This is a genomic window from Haloferax mediterranei ATCC 33500 (genome assembly GCF_000306765.2).
Classification (GTDB): Archaea; Halobacteriota; Halobacteria; order Halobacteriales; family Haloferacaceae; genus Haloferax; species Haloferax mediterranei.
In genome coordinates this window covers 1,397,650-1,422,997 of record NC_017941.2, presented here as the reverse complement: position 1 = coordinate 1,422,997, position 25,348 = coordinate 1,397,650, and the positions used below count along the sequence as shown (strand labels likewise).

The 25,348-nt window shown below is 57.7% G+C and carries 27 protein-coding genes and 1 tRNA gene; 12 read left to right on the top strand and 16 right to left on the bottom strand.

Going from position 1 to position 25,348, the window contains the following annotated elements:
- Positions 1–18: 18 nt before the first annotated feature.
- The 5 genes from HFX_RS07380 to HFX_RS07360 all read left to right on the top strand — a co-directional run bounded on the left by HFX_RS07380 (position 19) and on the right by HFX_RS07360 (position 5,366).
- On the top strand, positions 19–936 hold the full coding sequence (locus HFX_RS07380) for an ABC transporter ATP-binding protein (protein WP_004056947.1): 918 nt from the start codon (positions 19–21) through the stop codon (positions 934–936).
- Positions 933–2,801, top strand: coding sequence for an ABC transporter permease family protein (locus HFX_RS07375; RefSeq protein WP_004056948.1), 1,869 nt, complete (start codon positions 933–935; stop codon positions 2,799–2,801). The genes HFX_RS07380 and HFX_RS07375 overlap by 4 nt, the downstream gene beginning before the upstream one ends.
- Entirely contained in the window at positions 2,794–3,852 is a 1,059-nt protein-coding gene (locus HFX_RS07370; RefSeq protein ID WP_004056949.1) for an ABC transporter permease, read from the top strand. Before HFX_RS07375 ends, HFX_RS07370 begins: the two co-directional genes overlap by 8 nt.
- Before the next feature lie 99 nt (positions 3,853–3,951).
- A complete protein-coding gene (locus HFX_RS07365; protein ID WP_004056950.1) occupies positions 3,952–4,290 on the top strand; it encodes a DUF5798 family protein in 339 nt (112 codons plus the stop codon).
- 95 nt (positions 4,291–4,385) lie between these two features.
- On the top strand, positions 4,386–5,366 hold the full coding sequence (locus tag HFX_RS07360; RefSeq protein ID WP_004056951.1) for a PLP-dependent cysteine synthase family protein: 981 nt from the start codon (positions 4,386–4,388) through the stop codon (positions 5,364–5,366).
- Positions 5,367–5,446: 80 nt separating this feature from the next.
- Here the strand turns inward: HFX_RS07360 and HFX_RS07355 are convergent, their stop codons facing one another.
- From HFX_RS07355 to HFX_RS07345, 3 genes are all read right to left on the bottom strand, one after another.
- Positions 5,447–5,869, bottom strand: a complete 423-nt coding sequence (locus HFX_RS07355; protein ID WP_004056952.1) for a CoA-binding protein — start codon at positions 5,867–5,869, stop codon at positions 5,447–5,449.
- Between the two features lie 74 nt (positions 5,870–5,943).
- Positions 5,944–6,555, bottom strand: a complete 612-nt coding sequence (locus HFX_RS07350) for an RAD55 family ATPase (RefSeq protein ID WP_004056953.1) — start codon at positions 6,553–6,555, stop codon at positions 5,944–5,946.
- A gap of 183 nt (positions 6,556–6,738) precedes the next feature.
- The gene (locus HFX_RS07345; RefSeq protein ID WP_004056954.1) at positions 6,739–7,593 is read right to left on the bottom strand and encodes a geranylgeranylglycerol-phosphate geranylgeranyltransferase; all 855 of its coding nucleotides are present in this window, start codon (positions 7,591–7,593) and stop codon (positions 6,739–6,741) included.
- A gap of 94 nt (positions 7,594–7,687) precedes the next feature.
- Here HFX_RS07345 and HFX_RS07340 point away from each other — a divergent pair.
- Both HFX_RS07340 and HFX_RS19645 read left to right on the top strand, forming a co-directional pair.
- Positions 7,688–7,762, top strand: a tRNA-Arg gene (locus HFX_RS07340).
- 560 nt (positions 7,763–8,322) lie between these two features.
- A complete protein-coding gene (locus tag HFX_RS19645; protein ID WP_137685669.1) occupies positions 8,323–9,087 on the top strand; it encodes a hypothetical protein in 765 nt (254 codons plus the stop codon).
- A 229-nt stretch (positions 9,088–9,316) separates the two neighbouring features.
- Here HFX_RS19645 and HFX_RS07335 read toward each other — a convergent pair whose 3' ends face one another.
- Complete coding sequence (locus HFX_RS07335; RefSeq protein WP_004056955.1) at positions 9,317–10,384, bottom strand: hypothetical protein; 1,068 nt, start codon at positions 10,382–10,384, stop codon at positions 9,317–9,319.
- Between the two features lie 120 nt (positions 10,385–10,504).
- The gene (locus HFX_RS07330) at positions 10,505–10,816 is read right to left on the bottom strand and encodes a MarR family transcriptional regulator (RefSeq protein ID WP_231512891.1); all 312 of its coding nucleotides are present in this window, start codon (positions 10,814–10,816) and stop codon (positions 10,505–10,507) included.
- 211 nt (positions 10,817–11,027) lie between these two features.
- On the opposite strand from HFX_RS07330, the gene HFX_RS07325 reads away from it, so the two are divergent.
- Together HFX_RS07325 and HFX_RS07320 are read left to right on the top strand one after the other, a co-directional pair.
- Complete coding sequence (locus HFX_RS07325; protein ID WP_004056957.1) at positions 11,028–11,246, top strand: hypothetical protein; 219 nt, start codon at positions 11,028–11,030, stop codon at positions 11,244–11,246.
- A gap of 230 nt (positions 11,247–11,476) precedes the next feature.
- Positions 11,477–12,352 (top strand): DUF4399 domain-containing protein, encoded by an 876-nt coding sequence (locus HFX_RS07320; RefSeq protein WP_004056958.1) that lies wholly within the window; start codon positions 11,477–11,479, stop codon positions 12,350–12,352.
- Between the two features lie 97 nt (positions 12,353–12,449).
- On the opposite strand, the gene HFX_RS07315 is transcribed toward HFX_RS07320, so the two are convergent.
- The 7 genes from HFX_RS07315 to HFX_RS07285 all read right to left on the bottom strand — a co-directional run bounded on the left by HFX_RS07315 (position 12,450) and on the right by HFX_RS07285 (position 19,079).
- Positions 12,450–12,725, bottom strand: a complete 276-nt coding sequence (locus HFX_RS07315; RefSeq protein WP_004056959.1) for a hypothetical protein — start codon at positions 12,723–12,725, stop codon at positions 12,450–12,452.
- A gap of 21 nt (positions 12,726–12,746) precedes the next feature.
- Positions 12,747–13,196: a hypothetical protein gene (locus HFX_RS07310; protein WP_004056960.1), complete on the bottom strand. Its 450-nt coding sequence runs from the start codon at positions 13,194–13,196 to the stop codon at positions 12,747–12,749.
- A gap of 257 nt (positions 13,197–13,453) precedes the next feature.
- A complete protein-coding gene (locus HFX_RS07305) occupies positions 13,454–15,103 on the bottom strand; it encodes a right-handed parallel beta-helix repeat-containing protein (RefSeq protein ID WP_231512892.1) in 1,650 nt (549 codons plus the stop codon).
- Between the two features lie 213 nt (positions 15,104–15,316).
- The gene (locus HFX_RS07300) at positions 15,317–15,628 is read right to left on the bottom strand and encodes a non-histone chromosomal MC1 family protein (protein WP_004056962.1); all 312 of its coding nucleotides are present in this window, start codon (positions 15,626–15,628) and stop codon (positions 15,317–15,319) included.
- A gap of 68 nt (positions 15,629–15,696) precedes the next feature.
- The gene (locus HFX_RS07295; protein WP_004056963.1) at positions 15,697–16,395 is read right to left on the bottom strand and encodes an HAD family hydrolase; all 699 of its coding nucleotides are present in this window, start codon (positions 16,393–16,395) and stop codon (positions 15,697–15,699) included.
- A 77-nt stretch (positions 16,396–16,472) separates the two neighbouring features.
- Positions 16,473–17,627 (bottom strand): acyl-CoA dehydrogenase family protein, encoded by a 1,155-nt coding sequence (locus tag HFX_RS07290; protein WP_004056964.1) that lies wholly within the window; start codon positions 17,625–17,627, stop codon positions 16,473–16,475.
- A 117-nt stretch (positions 17,628–17,744) separates the two neighbouring features.
- Positions 17,745–19,079, bottom strand: coding sequence for a helix-turn-helix transcriptional regulator (locus tag HFX_RS07285; protein ID WP_004056965.1), 1,335 nt, complete (start codon positions 19,077–19,079; stop codon positions 17,745–17,747).
- Positions 19,080–19,314: 235 nt separating this feature from the next.
- Between HFX_RS07285 and HFX_RS07280 the strand changes: the two genes are divergently transcribed.
- Complete coding sequence (locus HFX_RS07280; protein WP_004056966.1) at positions 19,315–20,637, top strand: DUF7096 domain-containing protein; 1,323 nt, start codon at positions 19,315–19,317, stop codon at positions 20,635–20,637.
- A gap of 40 nt (positions 20,638–20,677) precedes the next feature.
- Here HFX_RS07280 and HFX_RS07275 read toward each other — a convergent pair whose 3' ends face one another.
- From HFX_RS07275 to HFX_RS20480, 3 genes are all read right to left on the bottom strand, one after another.
- Entirely contained in the window at positions 20,678–21,811 is a 1,134-nt protein-coding gene (locus tag HFX_RS07275) for an NAD(P)/FAD-dependent oxidoreductase (protein ID WP_004056967.1), read from the bottom strand.
- A 49-nt stretch (positions 21,812–21,860) separates the two neighbouring features.
- Positions 21,861–22,835: a phosphomevalonate decarboxylase MvaD gene (mvaD, locus tag HFX_RS07270; RefSeq protein WP_004056968.1), complete on the bottom strand. Its 975-nt coding sequence runs from the start codon at positions 22,833–22,835 to the stop codon at positions 21,861–21,863.
- A 257-nt stretch (positions 22,836–23,092) separates the two neighbouring features.
- Positions 23,093–23,215: a hypothetical protein gene (locus tag HFX_RS20480; RefSeq protein WP_269321953.1), complete on the bottom strand. Its 123-nt coding sequence runs from the start codon at positions 23,213–23,215 to the stop codon at positions 23,093–23,095.
- A 188-nt stretch (positions 23,216–23,403) separates the two neighbouring features.
- Between HFX_RS20480 and HFX_RS07265 the strand changes: the two genes are divergently transcribed.
- Entirely contained in the window at positions 23,404–23,736 is a 333-nt protein-coding gene (locus HFX_RS07265; RefSeq protein ID WP_004056970.1) for an SRPBCC family protein, read from the top strand.
- A gap of 72 nt (positions 23,737–23,808) precedes the next feature.
- Here HFX_RS07265 and HFX_RS07260 read toward each other — a convergent pair whose 3' ends face one another.
- Positions 23,809–24,462, bottom strand: a complete 654-nt coding sequence (locus tag HFX_RS07260; RefSeq protein WP_004056971.1) for a hypothetical protein — start codon at positions 24,460–24,462, stop codon at positions 23,809–23,811.
- Positions 24,463–24,654: 192 nt separating this feature from the next.
- Here HFX_RS07260 and HFX_RS07255 point away from each other — a divergent pair, with 192 nt between their 5' ends.
- Complete coding sequence (locus HFX_RS07255; protein ID WP_004056972.1) at positions 24,655–25,041, top strand: hotdog family protein; 387 nt, start codon at positions 24,655–24,657, stop codon at positions 25,039–25,041.
- Positions 25,042–25,348: the final 307 nt, after the last annotated feature.

Sequence of the window (25,348 nt, the reverse complement as noted above, 5' to 3'; positions counted from 1 at the left end):
TACCCGAACGTTCCGTCAATGATTACGGTCGAGAACCTGCGAAAGACCTACGGCGACTTTCCGGCCGTCGTGGGCAGCGACTTCTCGGTCGAGTCGGGCGAGGTGTTCGGCATCGTCGGCCCAAACGGCGCGGGAAAGACGACGACGCTGAAGATGCTCGCCGGACTCGTCGAACCCACTTCCGGCACGGCGTCGGTGCTCGGGTTCGACCCCGAAGACCCCGAGATGCGCCGGAAACTCGGGTTTCTCCCCGAAGAGTCGCCGCTCTACGAGGACATGACGCCGCGGTCGTACCTCCGATTTTTCGCGGACCTGTACGACGTCCCCCGCGGCGTGGCCGACGACCGGACCGGGGCGGTACTCGACCGTCTCGACCTCGAATACCGCGACAGACGCCTCGGCGACATGTCGAAGGGAATGAAGCGGAAGGTCGCAATCGCTCGCTCCCTCGTCAACGACCCGGACTTGCTCATCTACGACGAACCCGCGAGCGGTCTCGACCCGCTGACGACGAACGTCGTCCTCGATTTCGTACAGGAACTCCGCGACGAAGACAAGACCGTCGTCTTCAGCGCTCACAACCTGTTTCACGTCGAATCCATCTGCGACCGCGTGGTCATCATGAACCGCGGCGAGATAATCGCCCGCGGAACGATTCCCGAGATTCGTGAGAAACACGGCGAGACGACCTACCGCGTCTACACGACGGTTTCACTTCCCGAGACTGAGACGGAAGCCGGTCCTGACGGTACCCGCCACGTCGCCGTCGTCGACGACATGGCCGAGGTGGAAGCACTCCGCGAGGCGGCCGAGTCGGCGGGCGGTCGCGTCGCCGACATCCGAACCGACGAGCCATCACTGGAGGATATCTTCCTCCGACTCGCCGGAGAAGCACCGACGAAGAGTACCGCGGAAGGGGGTCGCGGGCGGTCGTGACTGACCGCAAGACGCGGCTCGTCGCGCACGCACGCGCTATCTTCCGAATCGCCCGGTGGGAGGTGTCGCGTTCGGCCGGTACACTCGACCGCAAAACAGTCGTTCTCGGACTCATCGCTGTACTGGTTGCTGGGGGCATCGCCGCCGGAGCAGCGGGAAGCGGAGCCGCCCTCGACCGCGACCTCTACCGAGTCGGAATCGCATCCGACAGCCCGTATTACGACGCAGTCGACCAGTCACCGACGCTCGACCCGAGACCGATATCGGACCCGAACGTCGAACTCATCGTCACCGAACGGCACGTCTCCGTGGCCGACACGCGAACCGGAGACGCAGCTTACGGAGCGTTCAGGGATGCAGTTCAGTCGTACAACGAGCGGCAGATGGTCCGCGAGGAGAATCAATCCGCGGCGTTCCCCGTCGTCGTCAACCTCCAGTACCGGGAGCGTGGTGCACTCGTCCCCGCAGGAAGCCGGGTCGACGATAGCTCTGGCGGCGCTGGTGCGGCCGGGGATGGCTCCGGCGGTTCGTCGGGTACGGACGGAACAGACGGAAGCGGTTCCTCCACCGGCACAGTGAGTGGAGATGGCTCGACTGGAGCCGGAACGGCCCCATCCGATGCCGCGGCCGCGGACGACGGCAAAATCGGTGCGTCGCCGCTCGGTGGAGCAGCGAGTCTCTTCGGCGGCGACACCAGCGGGTCGCCCGCGAGCATCAATCCGCCGTTCCCCTTCGCGTCGCTCGTCCTCGCGTTCGTCTTCCTCGTGCCGATGAATTTCGTGATTCAGGCGTACGGGTCGAGCATCCTCAACGAGCGAATCAACCGACGCGGCGAACTCCTACTCGTCGCACCCATCTCGCCGGGCGACATCGTCGCCGGGAAGACGCTTCCGTACCTGCTCGGGATGGTCGGTATCACCGCCGCCATCGCGATGGCCGTCGGCGGCGGGTTCGTCTCCGTTGCGGCCGTCGTCCCAATCGGTCTCTTGTTCCTCGCGGCGACGTTCGTCGGCGCGATGTTCGCCCGGTCGTTCAAAGAACTCACGTTCGTGACGGTCACCGTCTCGGTGTTCTTGACGACGTACACCTTCGTCCCGGCCATCTTCACGAACGTTACGCCAATCGCGCTCATCTCGCCTTTGACACTCGTCGTCCGCGACTTGGGCGGCGATGCAATCCCGCTCGGTGAGTTCGCCTTCTCGGTCGGCCCGATTCTCCTCGCCGCAGTCGTATTGTTCCTCCTCGGAATCGGCGTCTACCGCGAAGAAGATATGTTCACCCAGCGGTCGGTTCCGCTCAAGTTCCTCGACGCGCTCGACAGTCGCATCTCGCGTCCGCGGTCGATTGCATCACTGTCGGCGCTGTCCATTCCGTTTGTCTTCATCGCCGAACTCCTCGCTATCGCCGTGTTGTTCGTTCTCCCAATCGACGTGACCGTCCCGCTCATTCTGGTTGCGGTCGCAGTCGTCGAAGAACTCGCCAAGAGTCTCCACGTCTACGCCGCCTTCGAGAACGCTCGCTTTGCGCGGACGGTCCGCACGTCACTCGTCCTCGGCGGCCTCTCCGGCCTCGGTTTTTTCGTGGGCGAGAAGTTCACAGCTATCGCCCAAATCGCCGGACTCCAGTCGCTCACACTCGGGCAGACCGCATTCGCCCCGGCAGGCGTGGGCGTCGCCGACGCGACTGGCATCAGTATCGTCGTTGCGGTCGGGTTGCTCCTCGCGCCGCTCGTGCTCCATGCCGTGACAGCAAGCGTCACCGCACTCGGCGCGAGTCGGGGGAAATCCGCCTACGCTCTATCGCTCGTCGGGGCGATTGGCATTCACCTCGTCTACAACCTGCAGGTGGTGACGGCCCTTGGGTAACCCACGATTCGCCATCGCTCGGCGCGAACTCGGTAGTCTACGGAAGGAGAAGACCATCGTACTGGCGCTGGCCATCCAGTTGTTCGTGGCGGCGTTCTCGTCGTTCCTCGTCGTTGGTCTCGTCTCGCTGTACGACCCGGGTGCGGCGAGCTATCAGGTCGAGGTCGCCATCACCGGCGACGAGGATGCCGTCAGGGACTTGCTCCGCGCCGTCGCGTCCGAATCTGGACTCGACGGGCGCGTGTACTCGTCTCAGTCGACCGCGATGACGGCCTTCGAAGAACGGCAGGTCGATGCCGTCTTGGAGGCGTCGACGGGGGAGAACGGTCGCATACAGGTTTCGGCGGTCGCGCCCGATACGGGCGTAGAGACGACGGCAGTCGTCGTTCGACTCCGCGACGCACTCCGCGAACTGGAGCGAAACGAGCGCGCCGACCGGAGGGCGTTCCTGTCGACGAACCCGCTTCCCGTGCCGGTCGAGATAGAATCGAGTCCGTACTTCGGCTTCACCTACACGGTGCTCGTCCCGCTCCTGTTGTTCCTTCCCGTCTTCATCTCGGGGTCGCTCGTCGTGGACTCACTGACCGAGGAGGTTGCTCGCGGAACGCTCGAACTCCTCCGCGTCGCACCCGTGAGTTTCTCGGCGGTCGTGGACGGAAAACTCCTCGCGGCAGGCGGGTTGGCTCCGATTCAGGCGGTCGCGTGGATGCTCCTCCTCCAACTCAATGGAACCGGCATCGACAACGTCACGTGGCTGTTCGGGCTGGTCGCTGGTCTCACAGCCGTGGTCGTTACACTCGGCGCAACCGTGGCGATTACGGCACCCGACCGCCGTACGTCGCAACTGCTCTACTCGCTCGGCGTACTCCTCGTCTTCGCTGGCACGTCGCTCCTGCCGCTCAACCCCGCGAATACGGCGGCGAAACTGGCGCTCGGGACTGCCGGTCTCGGTGCTCGAGCCGCCGTCATTGGTCTGGTCGTCGTTGGACTCGTTTCGCTCGTAGGGTTGCGCGTCGTCGTGTCTCGGGTCGACCCGAACGAACTCGGGTAGTCTCGCCGGACCGACCAGTCACCCTCGACCGACAATGCATCTCTCCCCCAATAATTTGGCACCGGAACTCGTACAAGCGCGGAGTCCGAGGGGCGATATATGGCACTCGGAGGAACCGCAAAGAAGCTCCAGAAGGTCGCAGAGATGGCCGAAGACGTGTACAAGAAGCTCAACGAGTTGCGCGAGCAAATCGTCGAGGTCAGAGAAACCGTCAATGAAACGGAGGCGCGCGTCGACCGCCTCGAAGCCGAAAACGCCGAACAGCGGGCGATTCTCGAAGCGATTGCCGAAGAACAAGGCGTCGACCTCGACGCGGCCATCGCACAGGCGCACATCTCCGAAGCGGAGGACGTACAGCCCGATTCGGTCGCTGACTCGGACGACGCGTCCGACGATGCTGATTCGGCCGGCGACGAAAACGCGTCGACGGACCAGTAGACTTCCGAACCCCGGTTTCCCCGCTATTTCTCCGACGACGAACCCCGGACGAACGGATGAAAACGTTCAGGACCGGGGGCAACATTTGCCCCCGTATGACCACGCACCGCGAACCCTTCGACTCGGTGCTCGACACCATCGGCGAGACGCCACTCGTCCGGGTCCACGCATCACCCGACGAGGTACCCGTCTACGCGAAACTCGAGTCGTTCAACCCCGGCGCGAGCGTCAAGGACCGCATCGGCAAGTACATGCTCGAACAGATGCTCGAATCGGGCGAACTCCCCGAGGGAGGAACCGTCGTCGAACCGACCGCCGGAAACACCGGTATCGGTCTTGCTGTCGCCGCCGGGCAACTCGGTATTCGTGCCGTGTTCGTCGTCCCCGAACGATTCAGCGTCGAAAAGCAGACACTCATGCGCGCGCTCGGTGCCGACGTGGTGAACACGCCCACCGAAGACGGTATGGGCGGCGCTATCGACCGCGCTCACCAACTTGCCGAGGAACTCGACGACGCCGTCGTTCCGCAGCAGTTCTCGAATCCGCTCAATCCCGAAGCGCACTACGAGACCACCGCCCCGGAGATTTACGACACCCTCGACAACGAAGTCGGCGCGCTCGTCGCCGGGTGCGGGACCGCGGGAACGCTCATGGGAATGGCCCGATACGGGCGCGAACACCACGAAGAAACCTTCGTTACCGCCGTCGAACCCGAAGGCTCGCTGTACTCCACGCTCCACGACCGCGACGTGGAAGAAGCCCCATACAAAACCGAAGGAATCGGTACGCACAACCCCGACACCAACGAACTGTTCGACCCCGAGTTAGTCGACGAAATCGTCCAAATTTCCGACCGAGACAGCCACGCCGAGATGCAACGGCTCGCCTCGGAGGAAGGTCACCTCGTCGCGTCGAGTGCGGCCGCGAACTCTCTCGCCGCGCTCGACGTGGCCGAACGCGCCGCCGCCGGTGAAATCGACCTCCCGTACGATTCTGTCGTGACCGTGTTCCCTGACTCCTCAGAGCGGTACCTCTCGAAGGGCATTTACGGCGACTTCGAGTCCTGGGAAGGCTAACGAAACTGCAGTAACTCGGTTCTGGGTGTGTTACCGGTCACGAGTTGACCTCGTTTCCACCCTCTCTTCGGACGTTCTGCTCAGTCAATGAGCCGCGAGTGCTCGTTCTTGTAGCACTTGTCCTGCACGAAATCGAGACCCGCTCCTTCGGCACGCGTTGCGGCCTCGTCGTCGCGGATGCCAAGTTGGAGCCAGACTGCTTTGATATCGCCGCGCTCGTTTGCGCGCTCGATAGCGTCGTCAACGATGCCGCCCGCCTCGGAAGACGGGCGAAACACGTCGACGATGTCGATGTCTTCTTCGACATCGGCAAGGGAGTCGTACGCCTTCTCGCCGAGGATTTCGTCTTGGAATGGGTTGACTGGAATCACGCGATAGCCGTGGCGCTGCATGTACTCGGGGATGTCGTGGGCCGCCTTGCCGGGCGTCGCCGAACAGCCGACGACCGCGATGGTTTCGTAGTCGAACAGCGTGCGCAGTTCGTCGTCGCTCGTGATGGGCATACCTGTGTGGAGACGACCTGTGGGTAAAAACTCCGTGCGAGCGTGCACCGGCAGTGCAGTCAGTGATGATTCCGTTAGTGGTCCGCGAGGCGGATATCGGGCGCAGCGTCTTCGTGAGTCGTGATAATGCCGTCGAACAGCTGTTTGATGGTGTTCATCGTCCGGTCGTCGTGGGCGTCGGCGTCGATAACGAATAGGCCGAGACCGCCCACACTTTGGATACGGCCCGTGAAGACGTGGAGGAACCGGAATACCGTCTGGAGGTCGGCGTACATCAGGAGCGTCGACAGCGAATGGAGGACGATGCGGTTTTGCTCTAGCCCGCGGTCTTGGTAGAACTCCTGGAGTACCTCGGAGAGCTTGATTCCGATTCCCGTCATATCCACCGGCGACGACGTGTACTTGATTCGCTCGTCGTCGCGAACGTCGCCGACACCCTGCTGTTTGGTGACGCAGTCGATGGCGGAGACTGGATTCTGCTCGTAGTCGACCCGTTTCCCGAAGTCCTTGAGGATGCGGTCTGCACCGTCTTTCGTCGTGACGATGATTGCACCTTCGCCGGTTCGGGTCCCTTCTTCGAGGATATCGAGCGCCAGCGACCGCTTACCAGTTAGCGGCGGGCCGCTAATGAGAAGATTCGTCCCCGGTTCGACCTCAACGTCGAGGTCTGCACCCAGATTATACATGCGAGTACCTCGGCTCACTGTCGACTCCGAGGGATACAATCGCATGACGCTTCCGCTCGCCGGGAGTCATCGGATAGTACGACCATACGGTGAACTGGTAATATTCTTTTTGATTGGAGGATCGGATGTTCACCTTCTCAGGGTATTCTTCAGAGAACCCTACCCCATGTTCGTGCAGTATCGTCATAGTGTGACTCCTGCGAGCGACGAGGCTCGGCCGACGATGAACGCGAACGCAGCCAGAAACATCCCGTGTTTGAGCCGGCGTTGAGCCACGCCCGGATGCTCGAACGACCGTGCGGCCGCCACGAGCATCACGACGTCGGCGGGGACGACCAGCCCAAGGTACGCTAAGCCGAACGCGCCACGGATGAACGGCACCGCACTCGCGGCAATGGCGACGACGAGGACGCCAACACCGAGCCACAGCGACGTTTGCTCACCAACGACGATTGGGAGTGTTCGAAGGCCCTCTTTTTTGTCACCGGCGATGTCCTCTACGTCTTTGACGATTTCGCGGGTCAGCGTCGCCAGCGCGGCGAGGAGGCACAAGACGAGCGCCCCGAGCGGTTTGCCGATAGCTGCGCCACCGAAGAGGAACGTCGAGCCCGTGAGCGCGGCGACGACGATGTTTCCGACGCCCGGGAGGCCCTTGAAGAACTCCGTGTAGGCGAGCAGCGCGACGAGGTTCACCACCGCGATACCGATGGCGACGAGCGGTAACACGAGTGCCGACACGACAGCACCGCCGAAGAGGGCGATGCTGAACCACTTGGCTTCCGCGGCGGTGACAGCGCCGCGGGGAATAGGCCGGTCCGGACGATTTATTCGGTCGATATCGCGGTCGAAGTAGTCGTTGACCGCGTTGCCCGCGCCCGTGGCGAACACGGTCGCGAGGATAGCAGCGACGACGACGAGCGTATCACCGAGCGACGCCCCGGCGACGAACGCCCCGGTGAAGGTGAGGACGCCCGCGGCGATGGCGTTTCCCGGTCGGGTGAGTTCGACGAACCCGCGCGCCCGTGCTCCGAGAGACATACCGGGTACTGTATGGAGTGCAGGTATAAAACGCGCGGAGTCGCCGTCACGAATCAATCCATTTAAAACAATCCGCAACAGACGAAGTTGTGTAGGGCGCTTAGCTCAGTCTGGACAGAGTGCTTGGCTTCGGACCAAGTTGCCGTGGGTTCAAATCCTGCAGCGCCCATGATTCTTCCGCGAACAACGTGAGCAGAGAATCATCTACGCGAAGGATTTGAACTAGCGAGCAACGCGAAGCGTTGCGAGTGAAGTTCATAATCCTGCAGCGCCCCCCGTTTTCGGACGTCGACCTTTCTGAAGCACACCAATTTCGTCGAACCGGTGGTGAACGGCGAAGACGAGGAGAAACCAGAATCGTTCCGGCGTGCGTCGCTCAGGTCAGAGTGGTGACTGGAAGCAACCATCGACCGCGACGGTGAGGAATACCTTCTCGGCGGTGGTGGCGTCGATATGGCTCCACTGAAACTGCCAGTTCAGCGTGTACTGCAAGAGACAAGGCTACACTACGACCTCAAAAGAGTCGGGATGTGGCGGTGCTCGAAGTGTAACGTTGTGGTTCATAGCGCTGAGTGGTACGCTTATCATCTTGTCAAAGAACATGCTTTTGATAACCCGGAGAGTGCGGATGCTGTGATTCACGTAGAGGACTACTCCAATCAAAGCTATGGGGGTGTGAATTATCCACACAGGTAAGAAATATGCACCTTTAGACAGAAAGGCAACAATATGTCATCAAATGTAAAATTTGCTGGATTTGATCTCGGGGATATCATGACTAGAATTGTCCCTGGGTTAGTCTTTTTGTCTTCATCCATCCCATATATTTTCGTAGTTGGTCCTGTACCTGATCCAAATAATCAATTTACTATACTTTCTGTGTTGATTCTGGCTTTATTCGCTGGAGAACTTGTTGAGATGTTTCGCGCGACGGTTTTCAGAGTTCCTCTGCCATTTAGACAGGTCGTTTACTACTATAACGATAATGAACGTGATCTCGCCATTCTCGATCGTGCTGATCTTGCATTCGCTAAGTATGCCAACAAAATCCGATCTATTGTGCCTCTAATGAAAGCACGTGAATCATATGCCGCAAATAAAGAAAGAGGAACTATCTTCACAGAAACTAAAGGAGATTTTGAAGAAACATTCAAAAACCAATTTGGCTTTGATTTTAACACAAAAGGGCCTCACGCAGTGTACTCTGTCTTTATGTCATATATGGAAGGTAGGATTTCTCCATCTACGCGGCGACTACGTCGAACACTAATCCTTGCACAAAATCTCACATACGCTGTCGTTGGTGCTGTAGGTGTGATGTTGTTGATGTCGTTGCTCAATTTTTCTACCCCTGCTATCTGGTTATCATCGTTGGTCATGACTATATTCTTACTTCCTGTATTGATCTTTGCTCGAACTTTTGCTGTTGTACAGTTCGCTTACACAGATTCACTCATCATAGACTACTACACGGGGCGGGTTGCTGAGTCATAGCCCACCAACCTCTACTTACTAGTTTTACTAGAGTCCCCTTCAGCTCTACTGTACCTCAAACCGACGCTGGAGAAGTACGACCCGGATGATGCTGTGCTGTGGGCGTGGAACCTGCCGAGTGATTTGTTTCAGGAGCAGTTTGAGGACTGGGAAGAGTTTCATTCCATCCTTCAAGATGCGGAACCACTCAACTGAAACAGTCAAGAATAGTCCTTCGAAAACTATTTCTTTAAAATAATCTGTCTTCGACGGTGTTAACGAACTCTTCTCCCCACTGATCAGAAGAAATCAGACTGTCTAAATGGTTTAAATTCGTTATGTGCGGGCCACGCATATACACATCGTACCCTTCTGCCAACTTGTATGGTAAATGCAGGGGCTTAGCAAGAAGCCCGGATAGGAATCTGTCCAGTGCAGTTACTGTTTGTTTCACCACATAGGCAACAAATGGCCACAAAGGTGCAAGTTCATTTTCAAGAAGTTGATTATTTTCCCAGATGTCAAATTTACAATATGGTTCTGCTGTAGTATCAACAGCTAACCCATCTTCCGTGATGAATATCGTTTCTGGTGAGTCTCCATGGTGGACAATTGAATCTCGGAAGTCTCTGATTTTTGAAAATATTGGTGCTTCGTTAGAGTAGAACTCGGCCAGTGACTCAGGAATTCCGTACTTTTTCACTAATGAATCAGCTGAGATCGGTTCTTGGTCTTCGCCTATAAGCGCCATTTTCCTGAAAGAGCTTGTTGGAAGTTGGGCGCTGAAATCGTCTTCTTCCTCGACAGAGTATATCATTTTCCAGGTGTTTGCAATTATGAATTGAAGACCATCGTAGATACTTCTGGACTGTAAGAATAGGTACTCGAGTTCGGTTTGAATGAATCTCTGAATTGCCCATGAACCGCTTGGGATGTTTGACTGGTAGTGCGCCATCTTTGACAAAACAGTGGCTAGATTTCGTAAATCGTCTAATAGACTTGGGACTAAACCTGCAATGTGCGGAAACGATAGCCTTTGATAATACAACTCCACAAAAGTGTTGTTTAGGTCTGTTTCTGGATTTGCTGGCTCCTTCCCGAAATATACTCCTGAGATTGGCTCTCCCTTATAGAATCGAAGATTGCCTTCTGCATCTGGAACGAAATTCAACCAGTCTTCACCCTGTGTGAAATCAGGCAATTCTTCATTGTCATGTTCCGGGTCGTAGATATTGCCAGCAGGAATGACTCGACCTCGTAGAGCAGTGGTAAACGGTGTCTTCTTTTCAAGTTCAGAAAATTCAACTTCTCCTTTCATATTTTCTGGATCTCGCTTCATATTGAAAAACGTATTCTACCACCCAAATTGATTTGTCACCTTGATTTTCACCCACCCATCCACCCGCCCCCTTTACGGGTAAGGGAAATGGGTGCTACCTCACTCGCTGTTCTCTAACTCGACTGCGTCGATCTCCCCGGTAAGATAGGCGCGACCCTTCGAAGAAATCCGGTAGTACCCTCGCTCGACCTCTTCAATCACCCCGGCATCGTTGAGTTTGCTCATTCGGCGAGAACCCCAGTTCCGAGTGTAATCGAGATTCATCACAACGACAGCAGGCAAGAGAATCAGGTCAGATTCGTCTAAAAGCTCCAGTACCTGGTCGTCAGTCTGGTTCATCCACTCGACGCAGGGCAAATCGAGGGACGAAGCGGGCGAGTACGCAAACGGAGGGAACGCTCGTGACCTCATCTTCCGGAAACACGTCGGGTAGGCAATCATTGAGAACAAGGGAGTAGACGAGAAGCACCCCCAACTGGGGAACGCCCTACCGGAACGACCCCAAAAACCTAGCATATAGTACACAATTGGGAACCAAAGCCCGACTTGTGTCGGATGAATTATCATCTATATACTATCAGATTGACATTGTGAATTTATAGGCCGAGTGTGGCGACTGTGTATGGATACTTCAGAGCAACAGGACGTCTCCGAATCCCTACTCAAGGCCCTCCTTTACGGTGCGCCCTCCGTTTACTTCGTCGTCATCATGGGCGTGAGCCTCACCATCTTCGAAGATATTCTCTTGCTTATCGCCTTCGGGACGGCCATCGTTGGAAGTGTTTTCGCCTACGTTATGCTTAAGAAGAAGTTCGAGAACCAATACGGTGTCCGGTTGTAAGGTCGGACGCCAGTAATACGACTAGTCAGTTCTTTGAGTGGTTAGCACCCCGAGAGATTACCACGATACTTTCAGATCTGTCTGACCACCATCGCGCACGCCTCCCTGTGCGACAAAAACTATCCTATTCGATGCTATCAATCCCCGTTCCGTGTTAGCTATCCAGATACTCATCGACAATCGCAAAATTATAGTTTGATGACATACCAGCATCAACGTAAAAAATGTCTATGCGAAACAACGTTTCGAGACGGGCGTTCGTCGGAACGATTGCAAGTGCAGTCGCTGTCGGCCTCGCCGGTTGTACCGGTGCCCCATCAGATGGGACCGAGACCGAATCCAACGAAACGACTACGAAACAAGAAACCGCGACGGAGTCTGAAGCAGTGACCACGACTGCTGACTCCGATACGTACATGAACGGCGTCAGCTCCGACGCCAGCGTCTCGTTCGAGGTGCCGTCCGCGGGGGCGGAACTCACCAGCACGTACGTACAGTGGAAAGCCACCGCGGACGGCGTCACCATCGAGGAAGCCGGTGCGGTCAACGAAGGTGCCGGCCACTATCACATCCTGGTCGACACCGAACCCGTGACTCCGGGTGAGGTTATCCCTAGCGACGACTCACACATCCACTACGGAACTGGTCAGGAGGATGGTGTTCTCGAACTCGAACCGGGCGAACACACGCTCCATCTGCAGGTCGGCGACGGTAAGCACAAGGCGATGGACCTAGTCGAGACTGTCGAGGTTACCGTTCGTGACGAGGCCAGCCTCAGCCTCGATACGAGTGTCGACGGTAGCGTCGTCGAGTGGGACATCACCGCCGAGAACTACACCATCGAACCGTCCAGTAACGGAATCAACTCGAACGCTGGTCATCTCCACGCGCTCATCGACACCGACCACGTCCCGGTCGGCGACGTCATTCCGAGCGACGCACGCCACATCCACTTCGGCGATGGCTCGACGAGTGGCAGTCTCGATCTCGCAGAACAGTTAGGTGACGAGTACGAACCCGGCGAACACACGATTCACTTCCAAGTCGGGTCGGGTACCCACCGCGCAACGATGGTTCACACCCACACGACGGTCACGACCGAGTAGAGCACCAACAATTCCGTCACAGTAGTGGGAACTCACTGTCTGCAGATCATCTGCGGAGAGTGAGAAGTATTTGAATCTGTCATACCCAGAACCCCTCTCACAGTCCAAATGCGGATAACAACTGGACAAGAACCATCTCGAGTCGATCGAAGACCGGAATCCAGCCAAATAGGAACCAAATACCAGCCAGATACATCACGAACACGCAACCCGCACCGGCGACCACTTCCAGACCGCTATGCGTTACCTCTCCTGCGCCGTCCGGTGGATCAACCCAGGGGAGACGGTGATATTCCGGCGCGAACCACTCGAAAGCACCGCAGTAGAATATCAGCAGTCCGATACCAATGAAGGTGGGTATCACGGTAGTCATATCTACCATTCGACGTTCCTACTACTTTAAGTAATTTAGGCCGACTCGTCGCCACCGAATGAGCAGATAGACCAGACAAACGGGGCCGCTCGCGAGCGTGATCGACACGATACCGAGGCCGAGGAGACCAAGCAATCCGAGGGGCTTGTCTTCTGGGAGCGGTACCGGCGGGAAGACCGTAATAAGCGTCACCCCCGCAGCGATGCCGAGGATCGCAGCGATATACCGCGGCCACGACGGTTGCCACTCCGCCTCTACCGCGTTGAGTGAACCGATATCTCGGAGTATTCCGTGGATACCGAGGAGGGCGGAGACGTATAGCCCCATGAGCAAGAAAAACTGGAGGATTACAAACACCCCTAAATCGGTCCCGGTAGCAGAGAGGATGCTCAAGAAGAGGAGCGTTCCCACAGTGAGCACGGGAAACCAGGGGTATGTCCGAAACCGGAGCGGAGTCGGGTCATCAGCCATCTTCTGTGCAGAGTTATTCCCTTCTCATAAATTCATACGACGCGCTCACTTACGCATAATTGATATATCATATTTGGTGGTCCTGTTCTCGCCCGACGACCGCATGAAGGAATCCCCAGTTCCGGAACCCGGGATTCTCCTCTGTCGAATCCGTGGATGAACAAACCGACACTCGTCGTCCGCTCCTACTCTTGCCGTCCGCTTAGAGGCCGTTCAAAGAAAACTGAGGACGCGGGACAGCGCTGCGGTTATGACGGTTATGACGCCGTTTCGTTACTTCTCTCCGCGTCTTCGGGGGGCTGCTGGAGCCACGAGTCGAACTGGACGTTCGACTGTCCGGCGTGACCTGAGTCCTCCGAGACGGCTGTGCCGCTTCCGTTTGCCAGTGTTCCCGTCACAGGGTCACCGGGTATCTCGTCGTCCGCGCTCGACGGTCCGTCTCTCGCGCCCCAAAAGTTCCCTGTGGCATTCAGTATGTCTTGGTTCTCGTTCAGCACACCGTAGGCTCCACTACCGGCGATGACATTGCCGTGTACCGAGACGAGTTCGGCCCCCTCAGCATCGGGCGAACAAGTGATAGTTTTCTGGATGAGGATACCGTTCGTGTTGGCTCTGAGGCTGTTGGACTCGACGATAAGCGGTCGGTCCGTTGCCTTCACGAGGAGACCGTTTTCATTGTTCACGATATTGTTTTTGCGGACATCGTTCGTCCCCTCGGAGAACGTATTTACAAGGGAGACCACAATGCCGTTCCCGTTGTTGATAAGCGTGTTCTCGGCAACTGTGTTGTTCACCGAGTCTCCGTCGAGTTCGATTCCTGACTCACTATTGATAACTTTGTTGTCCACAATCGCGTTCTCTTGTGCGACGGCATCGAGCAGGATACCGGTCTGTGCGCCGATAACCGTGTTGTCTTGGACGGTATTCAACCCCGCATCGCTGAGATAGATGCTCTCTTCAGGTGCCTCGTTGGGGTTTGTAAGTACGTTGTCCTCGACGGTGACGTTTGTAGACACTTCTACGCTGACGTCGCTGTTCGTAAGCCGGTTGTCCGCAACGAGTGTGTGGCCACCTCGACTCCAACTGACGGCAATACTTCCGTTCGTGATCTCGTTCCGGATGATCCGGTTTCCGGTGGATTGTGACTGATCGGGATTGACGCTAATCGTTCCGTTCACGATTCGGTTCGACGCGACGACGTTGTTGTCGACCCCGCCCCCGTATTCTTGGGCCGTGACGCTGAGAGAAATCGCAGTCCCCGCTGAGCCGTTGGGGTCGGTAATCTCGTTCCCGTGGACGGAGGAGTTGCTGGCGACATTGAAGTGGACGCCGGTATCGCTGTAGTCGGTGAGCGTATTGTCCACGACGGTAGCGTTGTTCGACTTAACCACGAGAACGCCGCTGTCGACGTTGCTGAGTGTTGCGTTACTGACGGTGGAGCGATGTGCCGCCGTCACGTACCCGAGTCGTGACTCGGCCGACCCGATTTGAACACCCACAACCGAATCAGCGATAGCGACGTTCGTCGCCGTGGCATTCCGCGTGTTGACGAAGGAAATCCCGGTCTCCCAAGACTCGGCGTTGAGCGAACGGACCGTAACGTTCTCGTAGGCATCTTGGGCACGCTCCTCGGTTGCAGTCGCGTCGACCGCAATCCCGTCACCGTCGCCGATCAGGGTGTGGTTTCCACCATTCAACACGACATCGCTGGTTTCGATCTGGATGCACGTGTCGGCGGTGGTGTTCGTGATGTCCTTCCCTAACGTGTAGACGCCCGGTGAGGTGATTGTCGTACAATCAGTGATTGGTTGTGTTCCTGGTTCTTGGGCTGTGGCAGTAACAGCACCGGCCACCGTCCCGGCGACAATGACTCCGGTGATGGCGAGTACCATGACTATTTTACGCATGTCCGACTCCGAGACGAATTCCTGCGTAGATTATTATCGGTTTGATAAGGCATTTTAAACCCGTGATTCAGATAGTGTCTTTTTGTCACATATCTCATTATGTCGTGCGATTGAACAAACGACGACAAGACATCAGCGCACAAAAACCAGAATGACCCGACCCCACACTCTCCACGCCACCACACAAAAGTCGGCAGCCTCGGCACCAACCACCTACGACTCGATGTGCTCGATACGCTGTTTCGAGACGTTCGCCCGGGTGACTTCGTCGTCCATCCAGTCGGGTGCGTCGTCGTCTTTCTCTTCAATCCACGCCCAGCCTTCGTAGACGTGCACCTTGTCGGTCCCTCGCTCACGAAGTCGAATCGTCGCTTTCCCATCCACATCCTCGAGGCTCGGTGCGGCGGGGAGTCGACGGGCGGCCTTCAACGCTGCCTGTCGGGGATACTTACCGCTGAACACGCTCGTCTCTTCGCCGTCGTCCTCCACGAGAACGAAGTTGCGTTTGCCATCTTCTCGGACCATGCCGGGTAGTAACACGCACTCCGAATTAGTAGTTCGTGTCAACCGAACGTTGGATGATTCCCATCCCGCTATCGGCGAACATCAGAATGGGTATCGAGAATATCGGTGAACTCGTGGAGTGACTGCAGGACGTACTCGGGAGTGTAGGCTCCCGGGTCGAGGTCGGTTCCAGTGTCGTCCGGGCACCACGCGGCATCGAGGCCGGCGCGCTGTGCGCCGCCGACATCGAACTCCAGCGAATTGCCGACGTAGAGACTCACGGCGGGACCGACATCAAGTGCGTCGAGTGCCCGGTCGAAGGGGTCCGGATGCGGTTTTCGCCGCGGCATGTCACCGGCGAAGACGACCACGTCGAACGCGTCGTCGATACCGAGTGCATCGAGTTTGACCGACTGGCGGCGTTCCGGCCCGTTAGTGACGAGGCCGACGTGTGACCGGGCGCGGGCCGCCGAAAGCGCCGCCTTAGCACCCGGCAAGAACGAGACGGCTGTGTGGTCGACTGTTTCGAGGAACCCACGGGCGAGCGCCGTCGCATCGACCGACTCGCGGCCGTACTGCGCTGCCACCCGCTCGAAGCTTGCTGTGAGGTGCGCTTCAGGGTTGTCAGGGTCCGGCGGGCCGTCGAGCGCTGCCCAGAGGTCGGCGGGGTCACCGAAGCGCTCGATGTCAGCAGCGGCGAACGCTCCGTTGTAGATGGTCTCGCCGCATTGGTCGTTTGTACAGAGCGTCCCATCGAGGTCGAACAGTATCGCGTCGAAAGGTGCCACTCCTGAATTACGAGAGCGAAGAATAAAACGGTCATCCCGAACTCGGAAGTGCGGTCGGGGAACCGCCTGTTGGGCTGTTAGATGCCCTTCCCGAGCAGTTCACGGGCGATAACGTTCTTTTGAATCTCCGACGTCCCTTCGTATATCTGCGTGATTTTCGCGTCGCGGTAGAGTCGTTCCACGTCGTGGTCGTTGACGAACCCGGCCCCGCCGTGAATCTGGACGGCTTCGTCGGCCACGTCGGTTGCGACGTTAGAAGCGAACTCTTTGGCCATCGACGCCAGCGCGGTCAACTGGCCTTCGTCGTTGTCGACGCTCCATGCGGACTTGTACGTCAACTGCCGGGCCGCCTCGGTGGCGGTGTGCATCTCGGCGAGTTTGTGCTGAACAGCCTGAAAGTCGCTGATGGAGCGACCGAACTGCTCCCGTTCTTTGGCGTAGTCGAGTGCCTGCTCGCAGGCACCCTTGGCGATACCGACCGCCTGCGCAGCAACGGCGGTCCGCGTCTCATCGAAGAACTGCATGAGTTGGAGAAAGCCCATCCCGCGGGTTCCGACGAGATTCTCTTCGGGCACGCGAACATCGTCGAAGATGAGTTCGGCGGTGTCGCTGGCGCGAATCCCCATCTTTCCAGTGATTTTGTCGGCCGAGAAACCGTCTCTATCCGCTTCGACGATGATTTGCGAGAATCCCGAGTACCGGTCGTCCGCGTCGGGGTCGGTCTGGCACATGACGACGAAGTAATCACCGACGGTCCCGTTGGTAATCCACATCTTGTTGCCGTTGATGACCCACTCGTCGCCGTCTTTCTCGGCGGTGGTTCGGACGGACGTTACGTCGGACCCTGCCTGTGGTTCGCTGATTGCCGTACCCATGACTGACTCGCCGTCGACGATGGGAGGCAGGAAGCGCTCTTTCTGGTCTTCAGTCCCGAAGTTGATGATGGCTTCCGCGCCGAATCCGGCGCTCGTGATGCAGAGACCGATACCGGGGTCGACCGCGAACAACTCTTCTGTGACCAACGCGTTCTCGAATGACGAGTAACCGACGCCGCCGTACTCGACGGGGAAGTGTGCGCCCGTCAGCCCCATCTCGGCCGCCTTCTGGACGATTTCGTAGGGATACTTCTCTTCCTCGTCGTACTCGCCCGCGACGGGTGCAATCTCGTTCTCCGCGAACCGCCGGACTTCGTCTCGGATGGCTCGCTGTTCGTCTGAGAGGTTGTAGTCCATGATTGATGGTCACACACTTCACCAATAATGTTTTTGACACTATAAACAACTCAAAACTTGTGTAATGGAAAAATAGAGAAAAGATGGAATCGCCGCGCCAGTCACCTACTACGGAGCCTACGATTCTTCGTCAGACTCTGAGACGAGTTCGACGATGTTCTCGCGCCCGAGTCGGAGTTTCTTTACCAACCCGTCGTCCTCCATGCGCGAGAGCACCCGAGACACCTTCGATTTCGACCACTCGAGTTCCGTCACTATGTCCTTCTGTCGGATTCGACCACCAGCATCTTTGACGACCTTCCGAACGTGGTCTTCGTCGGTCAAGATTGGCTGCTTCTTTGCGGATGGTTCGGTCCCAGTCGGATGCTGGTCTACTGACTTGGATGTTGGGCCGCTCTTCGTCTGTTCTGTGCCATCCCTCGTCTGTTTCCTACCGTCGTCAGTACTAGTGTCCCCATCGGTGGAATCGTCGTCATCATCGGCGCTATTACCGTTGCCAGCGTCATCGACGCCACCGTCGTCAATCTGGGCTGGGCTGCTGTCGACGTATCCACTGTTGGGTCCGCCGACAGCCCCGTCACCGATATCAGCACTTGTTTCTACTCCCCCACTGGAACCCTCCAAGTTACGCCATCGAGTGCTGATCACGAATACGAACAGCACGCCGACGACCGCGAGACCACCAACGACCTGCCAGTTACTGGCTACACGGCTCGGTTCTGTTACTGGTGTCGTATTCGTCGTATTCGTCGTATTCGTCGTATTCGTCGTATTCGTCGCATTCGTATTTGATTCACGTGGCTCGAAGACAACGAGTGGTTGTCCGTTGGCAAACGATTCGGGGCCATCCCATGAGACAATGCCGTCGTCACGTTGTGTTGCACGTGGGTTGACTGAGTTGATTCGGTAGCCGGGAGGTGAAACCACTTCGAGCGTGTCGTTCTCAGCGATGAACAGGCCGCTTTGGAAGACATCACCGACGACGAGTTGCTCGTCTCGGAGCGTCGAAAAGTTACACCATCGGAATTGGTATGTGACTACCCCCCACTTCCGGGGCAGCGATTGGATGCTCGTCGACGCGGCGAAGTCTGTCGCGTCCATTTCCCGACCGGTTGCTTGCTCCGCAGCATCAACGGTCCCATTGATTCGCGCTGCGAACGGGCCGAGGAAACTGTTTGTGTCGTTTTCGAACTGCGATTGGAACGCTCGATACTCCGTGAGGTCCTGTTTCGTTTTGAGTCGCGTTCGGACCTGGAGTGTCCAGGTCGCAGAGGTGTTCTCGTGGACTGTGACTCTGAGAACGGTCGTATCGATGTTGGGTTGTGGTTGTGTGGCTGCTGTCGGTATGGAAACTACCTGTGCAGTGGCCACACCGGTAGCACTGAGCGCTCCGCCGACGAGACTAAAGACGATGAGACTGACGAGGATAGTGCGCACAGAGGGACGATTCATCTAGACGACTCTGGGTAGCAGTGTACGATATATAAACCGCGTGGACTGTCTCACATCTCTAAGTATCTTTCTTGATATGTCTTTTCGAACGGGTAATTGAAGGCTATAACCTATGATACGTGTGAATTTCCGAAGTACAACAATCTGAAACGATTTGAAACAGTTTGAAATTCACCGAAAACTGTACTCACGGTAATTCTGGTTTATGATATCTCCGACGAGAGTGGAAACAAATATGATGCGAAAACTGCTCCCGGTACTGCTCGCCTGTACTCTGGTGCTGGGTGTCGCCACACCCGTAGCAGCGGCAAGCGGGGCAGCGAATACTGTCTCGACCCCGGTAGCGTTTACTGTCGACACTGACGGTTGGTACGCAGCGAATAACACGACCACTGTCTCGTCCGGCAATGACTCCGCGGCGAACCAAACTATCAGGGTCACAGTGGGCCAACAACTCACGACTATCGTTTCCCAGACGGACAGCGAGGTCCGAACGGAAATGGAAGAAAGCGCGTTCGAGGTTCGGGTTGCGTCCGGTAGGGACGCTGACCGAGCAGTAGTCATCGCTGACCGGGCCGAAGAACTCGAAGCGCGTGCCGAAGAGATTCTCGATAGCTACGAAGAAGCAACCGAGGCCTACGAATCCGGTGAGTTGACCCGCTCGGAGTATGCCCAACGAATTGCAACGCTCAACGCGCGGAGTGGACATCTTCTTCGGAGCGTTGAGCAACTCAAAACCCGTTCGAAAAACGTCTCCAACGAGAGTTTGTCGACCGCTGGCTTCGACGACGTTCAGCTCCAGACCATTGATGACGAACTCGATACCGTGACTGGGAGCGGTACGGAGGCGCTGTTGAAGCACTTTACCGGCCTGGCCACGGGTACAATTGAGATCGAGACAACCCAGGGGGTTTCCATCAGCGTCGAGAGCGAAGGTGGTGAAACGTCTCGTGAGATTGAACGCGAACGCGACAACGACACTACCTTCTCCATCAACGAGTCCGCCGCGCTCGACATGGCCCGCAACGAACTCAGGTCGCCATCAAATGGTTCTTGGTCACTTCTCGAAGGGAACGACCACGACAATTCCGGTTACTACGAGTTCGAGTTCGAACTTACCGGCGGTAACTTCACGGGTGATGCTGAAGTCCGCGTCGACGGGTCATCTGGTACGGTTTTCCGCCTTGAATCAGAGGTCAAATCGCCCGACTTCGAGGGTCCTGAAGCCGAACATGAGGATGGGAGAGATGAAGCGGACGAAGAGAATGAAGCGGACGAAGAGGACCAAGAGAAGAGTGAAGACAGCGACGATGGATTCGGGATAGATGATGACGATGACGACGACGGATTTGGGGTGGGTGACGAGGATGACGATGATGGATTTGGGGTGGGTGACGATGACGACGACGGATTTGGGGTGGGTGACGAGGATGACGATGATGGATTCGGGATAGATGACGAGGATGACGATGATGGATTCGGAGTAGGTAGCATCGAAGATAGGTTCGGAAGTAAATGGCCGTATAAACAGACACTCGAACGCCCAATCTGGGTGTGAACAGCGATTTTTGATTACACCGTTCGGTTCACAACGAATCTCAGGGGTTCAACTCCTCTTCGACGAGGTCGACCGCCTGCGATACGGCCCCTACCGAAGTGAGATGTCCCGCTCCGACTGTCGTTTTCATCGCCTTCGCGGCGCTGCCACGGAAGATACTCGGGCCGACCTGCGCCACTGTGCCGTCACCGACGGAGACAATCCAACCGGGGACTTCGAACCGGTACGGCTCGGGTCGCGGAGGGAAGTCGTTCTCGTCGCCGCAGTCATCGTAGTCGACCAGTGCGGCGATGTTCTTCGCGGCGACTTTCGCCTCGCGGAGGGCCGCAGATGCGCTTGCCGGAACGGGTTCGCCGTCGGCGTCCACAATACGGGCGGCGTCACCGACGACGAAAGTTTGCTTGTCCAGTCGGAGGTCCGCTCTGACGGGGGGCCGCTCACCAGCCATCGCACCGTTGCCGGTGATGCCACCGGTCCAGACGAGCATGTCGTAGTCGAGGTACCCGGTGTCGGTTGTGACGGTCGTCTCGGTGACCGATTGGACCGCCGTCTCGGTCCGAACGTCGACGCCCCTATCGAGCAGTTCATCACGAACTGCTCGCTGGAAGTTCTCGGGGAACGTCGGCGCGACGGTATCCATCTGTTCGATGAGAACGATATCGGTGCGGGCGTCTTCCTCGTCTCGAAGGGCAGCGAGTTCGCCCGCAACTTGGACGCCCGAGAGACCGGCCCCACCGACGACGATGGTGCCGCCCTCGTCGCAGTCGTCGAAAAAGCGGGCGCGGATGTCCTTGGCGTGGTCGAGTCGCTTGAGCGGGACCGAGTGAGATTCGAGGCCGGGGATGTCGTAGTAGGCGGTCTCCGCGCCGAGACAGACGGCGCAGTAGTCGTAGTCGAGCGTCTCACCGCCAGCGAGGGCGACGGCGCGAGCGTCGTGGTCGACATGCTCCACGCGGTCGACGATGATTTCGGCGCGCTGAAGTGCTTCGTCCAGCGGGACCTGAATCGCGTCGGCGACGGAGGGGTGCCGAACTACGCGGTGGACTTCGTGCTGGACGAGGTGATACGGCGAGTCGTTCACCACGGTCAGGTCGGCGTCGGCGGGGAGTCGGCGTTCGAGTTCGCGAGCGAGCGTGAGGCCCGCGTACCCGGCACCGAGAACCAGGACACGCATGGCTATCACCTCGGACGCAAGTGAAAAGAGGGTGACGGCGAGAGCGCGCTTAGAACAGCGCGTCCGACTCGTCGAGAATTTCGGCGGGACCGCCGACTTCCCACACGTCGGTCTCGACGTTGCAGTCGGCGACGACTTTCTCGACACGGTCGACGTACTCAGTTGTCGTGTTGATGTAGACGCTGGCTCCCGTGTCAGTCGAGAAGTAGGCCGGGATGTCTTCTTCCGCGCGGAGTTCGCGGATGGCGTTGAACACGGCGATGGTGCGCGGTTGCCAATAGACCCACCCGGCGGGTCCGGTCATCGTCGTCGCGGCGAGCGAAAGCGAGTCGTGCTCGGCGAGTTCGAAGGCGGCGTCGAAGTCGGCCTCGTAGAGCGCGTCGCGCATGTCGTCGATTTGCTTATGCATGTGGGCCATCCGGGCCTGGAACATGTGGCTGTCGGCGGCCTCAGCGTGGGCCTGCTCGGTTTCCTTGTACGCGGGCACGTGCGCGGCGACGATTCGAAGGTCGTCTTCGAGGTCGGTCTCGATGCGCTCGGAGCGGCAGTCGGTGTCGTTCATGCCCGAATAGAGGTGCGAGAAGGCACCCGTAACCGCGCGGGCGGCTGAGGACGACCCACGGCGGGCGATGGTCGAAATCTCCGGACGCGTCAGGTCGAGGTCGGCAGCCTCGGCGAGTGCCATCGCCGCGGCGGCGAACCCGGACGACGACGAACCGAATCCGATGTTCGACGGGAAGGAGTTCTCACTTTCGAGGCGGACGCGGTGGTCGAAGTCGGCGAGGTCGCGAACGTGTTCGACCACGTCGCGGATACGCTCTGCGCCGCGGCCTTCGACCTCCTCACCGCCGATGACGTACACGTCCTCGTCGGCGTCGGGGAGGAATTCGACAGTCGTCTTCGTGTGGCTCGGTGCCGTACAGACGCTGATGCTGTCGTGATACGGCAGTCGAATCTCAGGGTCTCGCATCCCGTGGTACTTCACGAGGCCCTGGATTGGGTGGGCCTTGGCGGTCGCCTTCATATTCGAACGCCCGTCGGACTCGGGGTTAAACGTCCCGATAGGTGACGGCTACGCTGCTGCAAATCAAAACGGGCGTGTCAGCCAGTGACTGGGCCAACACGGTCGGTCGCAATAGCAGGCATGGGGTAGGACGGCTGCCTGCGCTCCCGTCTCCAGCGGGAGGTGAGAAGGTGGTGATGGTGGTGGATTGTGGTCGGTACTTCGTGTTTGCGAATCCCTTCTGCTCTGTTACTTTGCAGTCGATTCTTTCTGCTCTGTTATGTTTCGCTTGATTCAGCCTCGTTGCCGCGTTCCCAGACGTTCGTGACGCTCTCTCCCATCGGTGGTGTGTGGCTAACGTCTCGCATCGTCGGTTTCGGTCGGGTGTCTGTGTGCTTCATGTCCTTGCTACTGACTACCATGGTTGAGGCATAAGGCTTTCGGGGATATTATATTACGACTTATTAGCATATTAGGATATGTGGGAGACAACATAGGTGCGATAAGGCCCCACTTCGAGCGGACCGTGGATGGGCGACGCTTAGTCGTTAGTCGGGAGGTTTCAGCGCCCGAGTCGATTGTCTGGGATATGCTGGTCTCCGTTGAGGACTGGCCCGAGTGGGGACCGAGTGTCTCGGCGGTTCGCGGTGTCGACGGGAAAATCGAAGCGGGGAGTCGTGGCGAGGTCCGCGTCGGTGGCATCTGGATTCCGTTTACTATCGAAACGTGCAACGACCACCGATGGACGTGGCGGGTCGCCGGAATTCCAGCGACGGGCCACCGAGTCGAAGCGGTTGGTATCGACCGGTGTGAGGTTGCATTCGAGATTCCACCACTCGCCGGTCCCTATGTGGTGGTCTGTGTGGCCGCGCTCCGCCGAATCGACCGGCTAGCAACGTCCGCGAAGAACAAACAGGGCTGAACAGGTGAACAGGCTCAGACGGGGTAAAAAGACTCTAAATAGGCTGAAACGAAGAGAACGAACTGACCCGGTTCAGAACGGACCGAACAGAAACAGTGCGACGGCGGCGATACCGACAAGGACGACGAGAAGAACGAAAATGAGTCCGGACCCCGACCCGGATTCCTGTTCAGCATCGGTTGCCGCCTGCTCGGCTTCTTCTTCGTCGATTTCGTTGAGGATGTCCTCGAACTCCGGTTCGTGTGGTTCGTGGTACTCGTCGATGACTTCGTCGGCGAGGTCGGTCTCTTCGAGTGCTGCTACGAGGTCGTCCAGTGTCTCCAAGGTGATTGGTACGTCAACCTCCTCTGGGTCGACGAGGAGTTCCGGCTCTTCGGGTGTATCCCCTGGTTCTTCGAGTTGCTCTTCGGTCGCAAAGGTGAATGCAAGCGTCTCTCGGGCACGTTCTTCGTCGCCCGTGGTCAGAAGTGTTCCCTCGATACCCCGCCCTTCACAGCGCTCGGCAAACGCCTCGACGGTCTGTTGGTCGAACGCCGCTTCGACGTCGACCCAGATAACTTCGGTCGGTTGTTGTTCGCCCGCGGGGGCCGCAAAGAGAAACATCCGACCGTCGCGTTTACTCCGCTTGGTTCTCCCGTCACGTGCTGCCCGGACTCGTTCGACGACGGTCGCTACGTCGTCAGTTTCGAGAAACGAGAGTAGGTTCGACAACGACACGTCGCTCATCACACGGACAGACAAAAGACCCTGAGATAAAGCTTCCCGGTACTCTGTGCAACCGAGACTGACTCGGTCGACGGACTCGCGTTCGCTTCCGACGGGCCGCCGTGGACATCCGATATAATTACCACTGTTTAACGTTTACATTATACTACAGTTTTACTACACCGGGTCACGTGATATGGAGTAGAGATTCAGATGAATCAACCAGTCGAGGGCGAGACGCAAACGTACGAGCGAACGTTCACGGTCGAAGATGTCCAGCAATTTGCAGAGCTCTCCGGAGACGCACAGCCCCGACATACCGAACCGGATGCGGACGGACGAGTGATGGTCCAAGGGTTGTTGACGGCAACGCTTCCCACGAAGTTGGGCGGTGACAACGAAGTGTTAGCCCGGACGATGGAGTTCGAATTTCTGCAACCGGTCTACACCGGCGAGCCGATTACCTGTTCGTCGACGTACGACACGGTCGTCGAACGGGACGACCGCTACGAATTCACGTCTGACGTCGTGTGCGAGAAGGCGAACGGTGAGGCCGTGTTGGGCGCGACGGTCGAGGGAATAATCTGGAAGGACGATTAGTTCTCTCCCAGAGAGATACGTTCTGTGTGCTGGTGTCTTTGGTTCGTCGTAGGTTAGTTGCTTCACTTCCTCCTCTCTAAGTGCTGACGAGCGAACTCCAGACCCTCCGCTTAAGTATATTGAGAAACACACAATTGGAGTAGACCAGACACTCCTGTCGTCTTCACCACGGTGCGGTGCGTTTTCGACCCACTCAGGCCATCAGTGTAGGGGACTTAAACATGATACAACTGTGGTAATATTGTTCACGCTCGAAAGATATACCCAGCTAGGCATTGCATATCTCCCTAGAACGTGTCAATGATGG